Source organism: Clostridium ljungdahlii DSM 13528, from assembly GCF_000143685.1.
Classification (GTDB): Bacteria; Bacillota; Clostridia; order Clostridiales; family Clostridiaceae; genus Clostridium_B; species Clostridium_B ljungdahlii.
In genome coordinates, this window is the sequence record NC_014328.1 from 892,264 (window position 1) to 906,994 (window position 14,731).

Genomic DNA, 14,731 nt, shown 5'->3' on the forward strand with positions numbered 1-14,731 from the left:
AAAGATTGTAATTACAGATGCCTAATCAATAAAGCTTACTTAGTGGGAGTGTTACAGTAGGTAGCCATCAGATAAATTTAGGAACTTTATGTAATTTATTATATACATATCTCATAAATTATTAGGAGTAAGCTAATATATTTAAGTGAATATATATAAATTCTTAGAGGTGATACTATGGGAGACAAGATATACAATGCAAAACGGAATATTGCAGATAAACTGGAATTGCCCGGAGATATAATTTTAAATATGCCCCAAATCAAAATTACAGGGGATAATGAAATAATAATTGAAAATCATAGAGGTATTATAGCGTTTGATGAAAGTCAAATAAAAGTTAATTCAGGTATAGGATTGATATCCATATATGGAAGTAGATTTGAAGTGCTTTTTATGGGAGGAAGCACTATAACTATAGGAGGAAGATTTACATCTATAGTCTATGAAGGAAACAAGTAAATTTAGTTTTAAAAACTATAGAAGCGGAATAATTTTATTGGAAATACAATCCCTTATACCTGAAAAATTTATTAACGTTATGTGGAAAAATAATATCTACATAAAAAATATTAAAAAGAAAAGTATTACAACTATGACTATGGAGATAAATTTAAGAGATTATGATAAGATAGAGGATATAGCAAGAAGAACTGGAACTAGAATAAAGATAATAAATAGAAGAGGTCCTATATTTTTTATAATTAAGCTTAAGAGAAAAATAACTTTAGTATTCGGAATAATTTTATTTATAGGAACAATATATTATTTATCTACTTTTATATGGAGTGTAAAAATAAATTCTGAAGAAGGATTGCCGCCTTATATAATAAGACAGCAGCTTAAATCTTATGGCATAAAGCCAGGTATTAACAAAGATAAAATAAATGTATATAAAATAGAAAAAGATTTAGTAAAGGATAATGACAATATAATGTGGGCAAAGGTGAGAATACAGGGTTCTGAATTAAATGTAAGTGTAGTTCAGAGAAAATCACCTCCTAATATAGTGGAAGAAAACACTCCTTGTAATTTAATAGCCAAAAGAGATGGAAAAGTTGTAAGAGCATATACCACTAAAGGAACTGTTGTTGTAAAAGTGGGGGATGATGTAAAAAAGGGACAGCTACTTGTAAAAGGTGAACAAGGATTGGAAGGATCAACTTATAGTGTTCATGCTGCAGGATATATTATATGCACGACTACCTATGAGGCATCTGAAACTGTAAAAGTAAATAATATAAAAAATGAGAGGACAGGTAAGAAAATAGAAAACTATTATATTAATTTCAGGGGAAAGAAACAGTATCTGAAAAAAGATAATAATAAATTTAATAAATATGATAAAATAGAGGAAAGTAAATTCATCTTTGGAAAAGAGACTTATTTTGAAGTTAAACAAGTTACAGTAAAAGGAAATCTTCAAAAAATAGTACAAGACACTGGGCAAAAACTTTACAATAATATATCTTGCAATTTGGATAAATCTATAAAAATTGTAAATAAGGTAATTACTTATGAGGGTCAAGATCCTTGTAAGGTTAAAGTACAAGTTACAGCAGAAGAAAACATAGCCATTCCAGATACAATTACAAATTAAGGGCAAAATATAACTAAAGATTATATAAAGAGATACGTATAAAATGAAGAATAAAGGGTGAGCTTAATTGAAAAAACTATCATTAAAAAAGGTTTTTTTACAAGAAAAAGTTAATAAAATAATTGTTTTTATGATAAGTTTTATATTTATTTATTCGCTACTTGTAACTGGACTAACGACAAAAAAATATAACTTGAAGGAAGGAGATATTGCCAAAGTCGATATAAAAGCACCAAGGGAAGTTAAGGATGAATTATCCACAGAAACGCGCATTCGACAGGCAGAGGATTCTGTACCAATTCAATACAATAAAAAACCTGAAGTGAAAACGGGAGTTATCAGTAAGTTAAATAGTTTTTTTTCTAAAATAGATCAGGTAAATAGTTCACAATTGGAAGAAAAGGATAAAATACAAAAATTAAAAAGTGAAGATAATATAGGATTAGCAGATGATGATTATCAGGATATAATAAAGTTGAATAAAGATGAATTAAAACAACTTCAGGATTTTTTGCAAAAATCTCTCTCAGATATGTATGATAGCAATAATATAAGCGATAACACACAAAGGGATAATAGAGAAGATATAAAAAGGGCCCAGGAAATTATATTGCTGAAAGTGAGTACTTCTAATAGTTTGTCAAAAAATTTAAAGGACATAGCTACTAAAATAGGATATTCTCAAATTTCTCCAAATTTCTTTTATGATAAAGATAAGACAGAAGAACTCAGAAGAGAAGTTGTAAAAAAAGTTTCACCAGTTATAATAAAAAAGGATCAAATTATAGTAAAAGAAGGCGAACCTGTAACAAAATACCAAATAGAAGTGTTAAGAGACTTAGGACTTCTAAATAATAGTTCACATTTTCAATGGCATATTTATATTTCATTAGGTATACTGATTCTTTTAGTATTGGTATTGGAATGGACATATTTTTCTATATATTGTCCTAAGATATATAATGACTTAAAAATGCTTATAATGGTTAATATATTGAGCTTATTAGCTATATTTATGGCTAGGACCATTGGCATAATTTCTACTTTCTTAATACCACTTACATTTGTACCTATGATAGTATCACTTCTTGTTGGAAAAAAAGTTTCACTAGTAATAAGTACTATTAATTGTGTTTTAATAAGTGTGGCTGTACAATTTAGCCTGGATATAACAGTGCTAGCTGTGGTAAATGCTGTAGTAGGATCTATTATCCTTAAAAAGATGCAGCAGAGAATGGATATATTATTTTCATGTTTATATATGACAGTTATAAATGTTATACTTACTTTTTCAATGGGGTTTTTAATCAGTGATAATATGGCAGATGTAGTTGAAAAGGCAGTATATATTGGAATTTCAACTATAATTTCTGGAATTTTAGTTATAGGTTTTTTGCCTCTTTTTGAAGGAGTATTTAATATAGTTACAACTATAAAACTTTTAGAATTATCTAATCCTAATAATCCACTTCTAAAGAGATTGCTTATGGAGGCACCGGGAAGTTATCATCATAGTCTATTAGTTGGAAATTTAGCAGAAGTAGCAGCAGAAGAAGTAGGTGGGAATCCACTTTTGGCTAGGGTAGCGGCTTATTATCATGATATAGGTAAAATAAGAAGACCTTATTTTTTCAAAGAAAACCAGCTGGGAAAAGATAATCCTCATAGCAAGCTAACTCCTAGCTTAAGTGCTTTAATAATAATATCCCATGTTAAAGATGGAATTGAAATGGCTAGGGAGTATAAGCTTCCTAAAATAATAATAGATGCTATACAGCAGCATCATGGCACATCTCTCGTAAAATATTTTTATGTTACTATGAAAAATTCAAGTGAAAAACCAGAGGATGTGAAAGAGGATGATTTTAGATACCCAGGGCCAATACCTGAGACAAAGGAATCGGGTATAATAATGTTAGCAGATGGTGTAGAAGCTGCTGTAAGATCAATAAATGACCCAACTGAGGATAAAATTGAGAAAATGGTAAATAACATAATTAAAGACAGATTAGATGAAGGTCAGCTTAATAATTGTGAGCTTACTTTAAAAGATATAGGTAAAATAAAAATTGCATTTATAAAAGCTTTACAGGGAATATATCACCATAGAATAGAATATCCGGAGGATAAATTCTCTAAAAAATCTATTAATCAATTAAAAAGTCCTACTTAAAGTAGAACTTTTATATACTAAATTGGAGGAACGTAAATGATTTTTATAGATAATAGACAAAATAAACTAGAAGTAACACAGGAGTTAGAAGAAAATATAAAAGGTGTAATACAATGTGCTCTAAAAGAAGAGAATGTAAATATTCCATGTGAAATAAGTGTTATTTTTATAGATAATGAAGAGATAAAAAATATAAATAGGGAGAATAGAAACATAGATAAGGTAACTGATGTATTATCTTTTCCAATGTTAGAGTATCCAGAAGGCAGCGTATTTAAACAGGTATATGTAAATCATGAATTTGAAGAAAGCGATATGGATGATGGAAATTTAGTATTAGGTGATATAGCACTTTCTCTTGAAAGAGCAGAGGAACAGGCTCAGGAATTTGGGCATTCATTTTTAAGGGAAGCTTGTTATTTAACAGTACATTCAGTACTTCACCTTTTAGGATATGATCATATGGAAGAAAGTGATAAAAAAATCATGAGGCAGAGGGAAGAGGAAATTTTAAGCGGATTCAAACTATAATAATGTATATAAGTTAAAATTACATAAAATGGGGAATAGAGATGAAGGTTAAAAAGCTATTGGATAGTTTTAACTATGCTATTGAAGGTATAATATATTCTGTAAGAACTCAGAGAAATATGAAAATACATATGATAGCAGCTCTTTTAGTATTAGTTATATGCTTTATTTATGATTTAAGTAAAATGGAGATATTAGCCGTAATAATAACGATAAGTATTGTTATTATTGCGGAACTTTTTAATACTGCTGTAGAATCTGCTATAGATGCTACTATAAACTACTATCATCCACTTGCTAAAATTGCTAAAAATGTGGCTGCTGGTGGAGTGCTAGTTGCTGCTGTAAATGCTGTTGTGGTAGGATATATAATATTTTGGGATAAACTAAAGTATATTAATTTTATAGTCATGAGGAAGGTAAAAAGTACAAATCCTTATGTAATATTTATAATACTTGCAATTGTATTTATAACTACAATAATTATAAAGGCGATTTTTGGTGAAGGAACTCCATTAAAAGGAGGAATGCCAAGTGGTCATAGTGCCATAGCTTTTTCTATAGCTACTACTATAGCATTGATATCAGAACAATTAGCAGTGGTAATATTGAGTTACCTTTTGGCATTTATAGTGGCGCAAAGCAGGGTGGATTCAGATACTCATTCAGTTATAGAAGTAGTTTGTGGAGGAGCATTTGGTGTTTTAATAACTGTATTTCTTTTTAGAGTATTTGGATAAAAGGAGAATTTAAATATTATATTTATATGTTTTTTAGGGGAATAATATGAATTATGTAGACAAGTAATTTTAGAATTTTCATCAGAAATATGGAAAGTATACTATTTAAGATATATGAAAATTTGTATGATAAAAATATGGAAAAAACTTTAGTAGAAACTTTTACAAAAAAGATTTAGAAAATAAGGAGAAAATTTATGTTTAAATCAGGATTTATTACAATAATAGGAAGACCTAATGTGGGAAAATCAACACTTTTGAATAATATAATGGGGGAAAAGTTGTCTATTGTATCTTGTAGGCCGCAGACTACTAGAAACAGTATACAGACTATTCTAACAGAGGATGATTTTCAGTTGGTTTTTGTAGACACACCAGGTATACATAAACCCAAACATAAACTGGGGGACTATATGGTTAAAGCTGCTGAGGATTCCATCAAAGATGTAGATTTGGTGCTTTTTTTAACTACTCCTGAATTAGAGCCAGGCAAAGGGGATTTGTATATTTTAGAAGAACTTAAAAAATGTAATGTACCTGTGTTTTTAGTTTTAAATAAAATAGATGAAAATCCAGAACAGAGAGTAGCAGAAACTTTAAAAAATTATTCAGCTATATTTAATTTTGTGGAGGTAATACCTATATCTGCATTAAAGAAAAAGAATGTGGAAGAATTAATAGATCTTATGGTAAAGTATATGCCTGAAGGACCTAAATATTATCCGGATGATATGATTACGGATAAACAGGAGAAATTTATAGTGTCTGAGATAATTAGGGAAAAGGCACTCAGGCTTCTTTCCAAAGAAGTCCCACATGGAATAGCAGTAGAAATAGACTCAATGAAAAAAGACTCAAAGGGAATTTACAATATAGAAGCTACATTACTCTGTGAAAAAGATTCCCATAAGGGTATAATTATAGGTAAAAATGGTGCCATGTTGAAGAAAATTTCAACTTATGCAAGGAAAGATATTGAAAAATTTTTAGATACTAGGGTCTATTTAAAGGTATGGGTTAAAGTTAAGAAAGAATGGAGAGATAGTGATAGATTGTTAAAAGAATTAGGATATAAATAGTATGGGAATTTATTTTAAAATAAGGACATAATATAATTAGAACTGTAGTGGGGGATGATTTTCTGAACATATTCAAAACTAGAGCTGTCATAATTAAAACTCAAGATATAAAAGAGTCAGATAAATTGGTATGGCTTTTTACTGAAAAATTAGGCAAGATAGCAACTATAGCTAGAGGATCAAAAAGTAGTAAAAACTCTCTATTTTCTACTACACTTCAGTTTTGTTATGGAGATTATGTAGTGTATAAAGGTAAGAACTTGTATGTAATAAATGAAAGTAGTTTAATAGATTCATTTCAGGATTTATTAAATGATTTAAATGATTTAACTTATGCTTCTTATTTTTGTGAACTTACCGATATAGCAATGAATGACGGTGAAACTAGCAGTGAATTATTTAGATATCTGGTTACTTGTTTTTATCTTATAAGAAGTCATGGAGTTGATGTAGAAACTTTAGCCAGAGCATTTGAACTAAAAATTTTACAGATTACAGGATATGGTCTTAATTTTGATCATTGTGCTCTATGTAGAAAAAAAATTACCTCTTTTGATTATTTAAATCTTCAGTATTTAGGTGGAGTTTGCAGTGAATGTGAAAAAGTAAATGGTATACCTATAAAATATGCTACGTCAAGTGCGCTCAAATATTTGTCTAAAATTCCTTTAGAAAATGTATATAAGGTTATATTATCAGAAGATGTAAAAAAAGAACTATATAAAATTTTAACATTAATTATTTCTCAAAACTATTTTAGAAAACCTAAAAGTTTAGATGTTTTAAATTGCCTTCAAAGTTTTGAAAAAAATAAAAATTGAAAAGGAGAGAAAATTATGAGTGAAATAACATTAGAAAAAATTGATATTATAAGAGAGAGAACTGGGGTAACTTACGCCGAAGCAAAGGAAGCTTTAGAAAATTGTGAAGGAAATGTGGTTGATGCACTTATATATATAGAAGAAACTGAAAAATCAACTAAGGATAGTATGTATACTACAAAAGACGAATTTCTTGATTGGTTAAAGGACTTGGTTAGAAAGGGAAATGTAACTAGGATAAAAATAAGAAGAGAGGATAGAACAGTACTTGATATTCCAGTAAATGCAGGTATTGCAGCTACATTAACAGCACTTGTATGGCCTCCACTTATAGCTATAGGCATATTGACTGCTGTGTTTACAAAACTGAGCATAGAGATAATAAAAGATGATGGAAGTGTAGAAGTAGTAGATAAAATAATAAAAAGTGGAGTAAAGAGCACTGTAGATGATGTAAAAGATAAAGTTTTTAATGCAGCATCTTCTGTAAAAGATAAATTTACTAATAAAAACGAAGATGAAGATAAAAACACATACAAGTATACTGTAAAATTTGATGACATTGATGAGGATGAAAAAGGATATGGAGAAAATGAGGAAAAAAGTAGTGATAAGCAATAAATTTTATTATTAAGTTGTATTAAAAAGATATTTTGGGTTCAACTCATATACAATTTAAAATATATTGACAATTTTGAATAAAACAAAGAAGAGTATATTATTAATTTGTATATATGTGGTATAATAGCTTTAAGAATACAGTTATGAACTGTAAATTCCTCTTAGTAAATATTTTTACAATTAACTTAATTTACTATGAAGAGAGAGGGTGGACATCATAAAATTATCACCAAGGCAAGAAAAAATAATAGAATTAGTAAAAGAACATGCACCAATAACAAGTGAACAGCTTGCGTCTAAATTGAATGTTACAAGGGCAGCTTTAAGACCTGATTTAGCCATACTTACAATGACAGGCATATTAGAGGCAAAACCAAAGGTTGGATATATATATTCTCAAAAACCTTCTTACAGTTTATTATATGATTATATAATGGAAATAAAAGTAAAAGATATAATGTCAAAACCAGTAATGGTAGATGAAAATACTACTGTGTATGATGCGATACTATACTTGTTCCTAAATGATGTAGGGACTTTATTTATAGAAAACAATGGTGTTTTGATAGGAGCTGTTTCTAGAAAAGATTTTATAAAAATAGCTATGGGCAGTACAGATATGCATAAAATACCTGTAGGTGTAATAATGACAAGAATGCCTAATATAGTATGTGTGCAGAAGGATGATCCTGCATATTTAGCAGCTCAAAAAATAATGGAGCATGAAGTAGATAGTCTTCCAGTAGTAGAAAAGTCTTATGATAAATCCAAAAACGAGACGTTTAAAATTATAGGAAAAGTATCTAAAACCAACATAACAAGACTTTTTGTAAAGATAGGAGAAAGTAAATAAACCGATTATTCAGGTAAATCCTGTTAATATACAAAAATGTTAAAAACTTTATAAGGGAGATGTTTGTATGAATGGTAAGAAGTACGTTTATCTTTTCAATGAAGGAAATGCTGGCATGAGAAATTTACTTGGAGGCAAGGGAGCTAATCTTGCAGAAATGACCAATCTTGGCATACCCGTTCCCGGTGGATTTACTATATCCACAGAGGCATGTACCAAATATTATGAAGATGGTAAATCTATATCGCAGCAAGTTATAGATCAAATTTATGATGCACTTAAAAATGTGGAAGAGACAACAGGAAAAAAATTTGGAAGCATAGAAAATCCATTGTTAGTTTCAGTAAGATCAGGAGCCAGAGTTTCTATGCCAGGAATGATGGATACTATATTAAATTTAGGATTAAATGATGATACTGTAATAGGACTTAAAAAGTTGACAGGAAATGAAAGATTTGCGTATGATTCTTATAGAAGATTTATTCAAATGTTTTCAGATGTAGTTATGGGAATTGAAAAGAGAGAATTTGAAGATGTATTGGATGATGTAAAAAATGCTAAAGGGGTAAAATACGATACAGATTTAGATGAGTCCGATTTAAAGAATATAATCCAGAGATTTAAGGACATTTATAAAAAAGAAGTAAAGGAAGACTTTCCTCAAGATCCTAAAGAACAATTAATTCAGTCAGTTACTGCAGTATTCAGATCTTGGGAAAATCCTAGAGCAATAATTTATAGAAGGTTAAACGACATATCAGGTGATTGGGGAACTGCAGTAAATGTTCAATCAATGGTATTTGGAAATATGGGAGAAACTTCAGGAACTGGAGTTGCATTTACTAGAAATCCATCTACAGGAGAAAAGTCCATATTTGGTGAATATCTCATAAATGCTCAAGGAGAGGATGTAGTTGCAGGAATAAGAACACCTCAACCTATAACAAAGCTAAAAGAAGACCTTCCAGAATGTTATTCTCAATTTATGAGTATAGCAAATAAGCTTGAAAATCATTATAAAGATATGCAGGATATGGAGTTCACTATAGAACAGGGAAAATTGTATTTCCTTCAGACAAGAAACGGTAAGAGAACAGCTCAAGCTGCACTTAGAATAGCAGTAAATATGGTAGATGAAGGTCTCATCACTAAAGAAGAGGCCATACTTAAAGTTGAGCCTAAACAGCTCGATACACTATTGCATCCAAACTTTGACAGTGATGAATTGAAACGGGCAGTTGTAATAGCAAATGGACTTCCTGCATCACCAGGAGCAGCTTGTGGTAAGATATATTTTACAGCAGATGATGCTAAGAAACATCATGATCAAGGTGAAAAGGTAATACTTGTAAGGCTAGAGACTTCTCCAGAAGATATAGAAGGAATGGCAGCTTCTGAAGGAATACTTACAGTTAGAGGAGGCATGACATCTCATGCAGCTGTTGTAGCAAGAGGTATGGGAACATGCTGTGTAGCTGGATGTGGTGATCTTATCGTAAGTGAAAAGGAAAAGCTTTTCAAAAGATTAGATAAGGTTTACAAAGAAGGAGATTACATATCTTTAGATGGAAGTACTGGAAATGTATATGGAGAGCCTATAAAGACTGTAGCACCAGAAATATCAGGAGATTTTGGAATCTTCATGGGATGGGCTGACAATATAAGAAAATTGGGAGTTAGAACAAATGCAGATACACCAAGAGATGCAAACCAGGCTATTAGCTTTGGTGCCGAAGGAATAGGACTTTGTAGAACAGAGCATATGTTCTTTGATGAAGATAGAATACCAGAAATGAGGGAAATGATAGTTTCAAAAACGGAAGAGCAGAGGAGAAAAGCTTTAGATAAATTACTACCAAGACAAAAGAAAGATTTTATTGGAATATATGAGGCAATGGAAGGAAAACCTGTCACAATTAGATTTTTGGATCCACCACTTCATGAATTCTTACCTACTGAAACTGAGGATATAGAGTCTTTAGCCAAGGAAATGGGAGTAAGTTTTCAAGAACTAAAAGATACTATAGATTCTCTACATGAATTTAATCCTATGATGGGGCATAGAGGATGCAGGCTTACTGTTTCATATCCAGAAATAGCTGAAATGCAAACAAGGGCTATTATAGAAGCAGCTATAGATGTTAAAAAGAGAAAAGGGTATGATATAGTTCCAGAAATTATGATACCTCTTGTAGGAGAAATAAAAGAATTAAAATATGTTAAAGACGTAGTTGTGAGGGTAGCAGATGAAATAATACAAAAAGAGGGAATCAATTTAAAATATGAAGTAGGAACTATGATAGAAATTCCAAGAGCAGCTATTACAGCTGATGAAATAGCTAAAGAAGCTGAGTTCTTCTCATTTGGAACTAATGATTTAACTCAAATGACTTTTGGATTTTCAAGAGATGATGCAGGTAAATTTTTGAATGATTATTATGATAAAAAAGTATATGAGTTTGATCCATTCCAAAGGTTAGATCAAGTTGGAGTAGGAAAACTTGTAGAGACTGCTGTAAAATTAGGTAAAAAGACTAGACCTGACATTCATCTTGGAATATGTGGAGAACATGGAGGAGATCCATCTTCTGTAGAGTTTTTCCACAATGTAGGACTTGACTATGTATCTTGTTCACCATTTAGGGTACCTGTGGCAAGACTTGCTGCAGCTCAGGCTCAGATAAAGAATCCAAGACCAATCAAATAAATAAAATTAATAATATGATTTTAATTTGAAAGCTTGATTGATATAGTGGGCGGTTGAATAAGGATCGTGATGCTATGAAAAGGATAGAGTATTGTGACTTAATTTCATTAATGATTTTAAGTAAAATACTCTATTTTTTATTTTTTTGAAAGTGATGAAATAAAGTCATCTATCATAGATTCAAAGCTCTCATCTAAAGTTACTTTATTATTATGAAAATATCCAAAGGAATATAACGAGACAAAACCATGCAAAAGACTTCTTAAAGTTCGGCTCTTATGAACCAAACGGACTTCATCCTTAATGTAAAACTCTAAAATTTGACGAATGATACGATTAGTCCCTTTTGCCAAATTAAATAGCTCTGGGTTCTCCGTACTTGGAATACTCATAAAAAGTCTATAAGCGGTCGTATTTTCAAAAGCAAACTCTTTATAAATCTTGGCATATTCTTTTATGGCCTCATCACCACTCTTACCAATTAAGTTCTGCATTAATTTTTGATTCAATTCATTTAAAAGATATATTGTCATTTCTATTTTAAGGCTATCCATATTATTAAAATGATTATACAAAGAAGGATATTTTATATTCAATTTTTCAGCGATTTTTTGGAAGGTAAGTTGATTAAGACCAATTTCATCCGCCAAAGAAAAAGAAACCTGAATAATTTTTTCTTTAGTTAAATTTCTTTTTTGCATTCACTTCTCACTCCTATAATCTTATGTTATAACAGTAGTTTAACATTACAAAATATATTTATCAAGTTATATTTAATAGTTAATAAACTATACTTAATAATTTACAAACTATAAAATATAGTTTGTAATCAAGTTGAAGATAGCAATAATGCAACTAGCAAGAATAAATAATATATACTTTACTATTGCCTTGCTATTTATTAATATTTTATTACGTATTTATATGTATTGATAGCACTGTCTATGGGGTTGGTTATTATTTAGAAATCTTATTATTAATTAAGTTATATAAAAGAAAGGAGTACATTTATGGAAATATGGAGAAAAAACTTAATAGTATGTTGGTTTGGAATATTTGTGGCTGCTATAGGAATGAGTCAGATTGCCCCAGTATTACCACTCTATATACAACATCTTGGAGTTCAAGACACAGCAACAATTACAAAAATTTCAGGAATTGCCTTTGGTATCACATTTATAATTTCAGCTATTTTTTCGCCAATTTGGGGAAGTGCAGCTGATAAATATGGGCGAAAGCCAATGATACTTAGAGCAAGCCTTGGTATGGGAATAACAATAGGATGCATGGGGTTTGCACCAAACGTGTATATACTCATAAGTTTAAGGTTACTTCAAGGTGTAATTACTGGCTATAGTACAGCTTGTACTGCATTGATTGCAACTCAGACAGATAAAGAACATGCAGGATATGCATTAGGTACACTTTCAACAGCTAGTATTGCAGGGGCTTTGCTTGGTCCAACTATTGGTGGTTTTATAGATGAGATATTAGGTTTACAAAGTGTATTTTTCATAACAGGAGCTTTACTTTTAATTTCCTTTATCACAACGCTTCTATTTGTAAAAGAATCATTTATTAGAGAAGATAAAAAAGTGCTTACTATTAAAGAGGTATGGAGTACTGTTCCACAAAAAAGCTTAACTGTTACGATGTTTGTAACCTTCTTTATATTAGCTGTAGCATTATATTCTGTAGAGCCAATTGTAACAGTGTACGTTAAGCAACTATCCAATAATAGTTCACATATTGCACTTTTAGCTGGACTTACATTTTCAGCTTCAGGTTTTGCCAATATAATTGCTGCTCCAAGACTTGGAAAGCTTTCAGATAAGATAGGAGCCCATAAAGTAATGTTAACATGCCTTATATGTGCAGTGATCATTTTTATACCACAAGCTTTTGTACAAAATACTTGGCAGCTAATGGGACTTCGATTTTTATTAGGACTAGCATCTGCAGGACTTAACCCATCTGTCAATATTATATTAAAAAAGATAACACCTTCTTCTCTTACTGGCAGAGTATTTGGTTTCAACATGTCGGCAGGATATTTAGGAGTATTTGGAGGTTCGGTCTTAGGGGGGCAGATTGCAGGAATTTTAGGAATGCAGTATGTATTTTTTATAACAAGTGCATTGTTATTTATAAACGCAATTTGGGTCTACTTTAGAGTTTATAAAAAACTCAGTTTAAATTAGTAATATTATTAGATTGTTGGATGACTAATTTTTATGAAAAGTATTAAATAATTAATTCTATAAAAATAAAATTAAAAAGGAGATATGAACATGGAAAACCTGAAATTAAATGAAAATGAATTTATTAATGTAGGAAAAAGTGCTCTTGTACTTATAGACTTACAAAATGGAATTACAGCTAGAGAAGTTTCTCCTTCGCCTTATACAAGTGAAGAAGTTATTCAAAATGCAAGCAAGCTAGTCAATGCGTTTAGTGAGAAAGGAGCTTTTATAGTTCTTGTAAGAGTTTCTACTATAGATGGTAAAGATATGGTTAGACCAAAAACAGATTTAAAAGTTACTGGAATGAAATATCCAGAAGGATGGGATAACCTAGTACCTGAAATAGCAGATACCAAGGATGCCCATATTGTTACAAAGAGACAATGGGGGGCTTTTTATGGAACTGATCTAGATTTACAATTAAGACGTAGAGGAATTGATACTATTATATTAGGTGGAATTTCTACTAACATTGGTGTAGACACTACAGCAAGAGAAGCATATCAACACGGTTATAATCAAATTTTTGCAGAAGATGCAATGACAGCAGTAACAAAGGAAGAACATGAGTATGTTTGTAGATATATCTTCCCTAGGATTGGTAAAATTAGAACTACAAAAGAAATAGTTTCATTATTAAAATAAAATAGAAACCAAAATATTAAAGATTATTCAGATATTGTTGTGCCTAAAAAGGAAAAGATGTTGATGAAGGTGCTTGTGATATGATAGGACTTGGAAGACCTCTTCTTGCAGATCCTGATTAGGTAAATAAATTGCATCTGAGTAAAACTGCGTTGATACGATCATGCCTTTATGCCATGAAGGATGTCTAGGGCGTATGGTTGTGAAACAGCTCTTTATCTAAAAAAATTGGCAAAAAAGTTACTATTGTTGAAGCTATGGATAGTTTACTGGCTTTAAATGGTCCAAGCTATTTTGCTAACATGGGAATGCTTTTAGCTCTTATCCCATACAACCATATTGATGTTCTAACTTCATCAAAGGCTGTAAAAACTACGGATAAAGGTGTTCTTGTAAATACAGAGGGCAGTGGTAAGCGGGAGATTGAGGCAGATTCAATAGTTCTTGCTGTAGGATATAATTCTAATAAAGAACTTTATAATTCTCTTAAATATGAAATCCCTGATATACGGCTTTTAGGCGATGCCAGGAAGGTTTCAAACATAATGTATGCTATTTGGGATGCTTATGAGGTTGTATCAAATTTGTAGTGAATAATTAGCAAATATAGGGGCTATAAATCGTTATCCAGGGACGTACCTGCTTTAACTTCCACTTGGAGAAGTGGAAGTTAAAGCAGGTAGTCATCGGATAAATGGAAAGCAAGCTTATATTTCTA

The 14,731-nt window shown here is 30.7% G+C and carries 14 protein-coding genes; 13 read left to right on the forward strand and 1 reads right to left on the reverse strand.

Features of this window, described 5'->3' with window-relative positions:
- The first annotated feature begins 177 nt into the window (after positions 1-177).
- The 10 genes from yqfC (at position 178) to ppdK (ending at position 11,125) form a co-directional block, all read left to right on the forward strand.
- Positions 178-462 carry a sporulation protein YqfC gene (gene yqfC, locus CLJU_RS03965; protein WP_013237471.1) on the forward strand — a complete coding sequence of 95 codons (285 nt, stop codon included), beginning with the start codon at positions 178-180 and terminating at the stop codon, positions 460-462.
- Positions 446-1,600: a sporulation protein YqfD gene (gene yqfD, locus CLJU_RS03970; protein ID WP_029170142.1), complete on the forward strand. Its 1,155-nt coding sequence runs from the start codon at positions 446-448 to the stop codon at positions 1,598-1,600. Before yqfC ends, yqfD begins: the two co-directional genes overlap by 17 nt.
- Before the next feature lie 67 nt (positions 1,601-1,667).
- Complete coding sequence (locus tag CLJU_RS03975; protein ID WP_013237472.1) at positions 1,668-3,773, forward strand: HD family phosphohydrolase; 2,106 nt, start codon at positions 1,668-1,670, stop codon at positions 3,771-3,773.
- Between the two features lie 36 nt (positions 3,774-3,809).
- On the forward strand, positions 3,810-4,304 hold the full coding sequence (ybeY, locus tag CLJU_RS03980) for an rRNA maturation RNase YbeY (protein ID WP_013237473.1): 495 nt from the start codon (positions 3,810-3,812) through the stop codon (positions 4,302-4,304).
- Between the two features lie 41 nt (positions 4,305-4,345).
- Positions 4,346-5,044, forward strand: coding sequence for a diacylglycerol kinase (locus CLJU_RS03985; RefSeq protein WP_013237474.1), 699 nt, complete (start codon positions 4,346-4,348; stop codon positions 5,042-5,044).
- Between the two features lie 197 nt (positions 5,045-5,241).
- On the forward strand, positions 5,242-6,123 hold the full coding sequence (gene era, locus CLJU_RS03990) for a GTPase Era (RefSeq protein ID WP_013237475.1): 882 nt from the start codon (positions 5,242-5,244) through the stop codon (positions 6,121-6,123).
- Positions 6,124-6,170: 47 nt separating this feature from the next.
- Positions 6,171-6,944, forward strand: a complete 774-nt coding sequence (recO, locus tag CLJU_RS03995; protein WP_013237476.1) for a DNA repair protein RecO — start codon at positions 6,171-6,173, stop codon at positions 6,942-6,944.
- Positions 6,945-6,959: 15 nt separating this feature from the next.
- A complete protein-coding gene (locus tag CLJU_RS04000; RefSeq protein ID WP_013237477.1) occupies positions 6,960-7,565 on the forward strand; it encodes a DUF4342 domain-containing protein in 606 nt (201 codons plus the stop codon).
- A gap of 208 nt (positions 7,566-7,773) precedes the next feature.
- Positions 7,774-8,418, forward strand: coding sequence for a transcriptional regulator CcpN (gene ccpN / locus CLJU_RS04005; protein WP_013237478.1), 645 nt, complete (start codon positions 7,774-7,776; stop codon positions 8,416-8,418).
- A 67-nt stretch (positions 8,419-8,485) separates the two neighbouring features.
- Entirely contained in the window at positions 8,486-11,125 is a 2,640-nt protein-coding gene (ppdK, locus tag CLJU_RS04010; protein ID WP_013237479.1) for a pyruvate, phosphate dikinase, read from the forward strand.
- Between the two features lie 137 nt (positions 11,126-11,262).
- Here the strand turns inward: ppdK and CLJU_RS04015 are convergent, their stop codons facing one another.
- Entirely contained in the window at positions 11,263-11,826 is a 564-nt protein-coding gene (locus CLJU_RS04015; RefSeq protein WP_013237480.1) for a TetR/AcrR family transcriptional regulator, read from the reverse strand.
- Positions 11,827-12,135: 309 nt separating this feature from the next.
- On the opposite strand from CLJU_RS04015, the gene CLJU_RS04020 reads away from it, so the two are divergent.
- From CLJU_RS04020 to CLJU_RS04030, 3 genes are all read left to right on the forward strand, one after another.
- Positions 12,136-13,326 (forward strand): multidrug efflux MFS transporter, encoded by a 1,191-nt coding sequence (locus CLJU_RS04020; RefSeq protein WP_013237481.1) that lies wholly within the window; start codon positions 12,136-12,138, stop codon positions 13,324-13,326.
- A 90-nt stretch (positions 13,327-13,416) separates the two neighbouring features.
- Positions 13,417-14,013 carry an isochorismatase family protein gene (locus CLJU_RS04025; RefSeq protein WP_013237482.1) on the forward strand — a complete coding sequence of 199 codons (597 nt, stop codon included), beginning with the start codon at positions 13,417-13,419 and terminating at the stop codon, positions 14,011-14,013.
- A 257-nt stretch (positions 14,014-14,270) separates the two neighbouring features.
- On the forward strand, positions 14,271-14,603 hold the full coding sequence (locus CLJU_RS04030) for an NAD(P)/FAD-dependent oxidoreductase (RefSeq protein ID WP_013237483.1): 333 nt from the start codon (positions 14,271-14,273) through the stop codon (positions 14,601-14,603).
- Positions 14,604-14,731 lie beyond the last annotated feature (128 nt).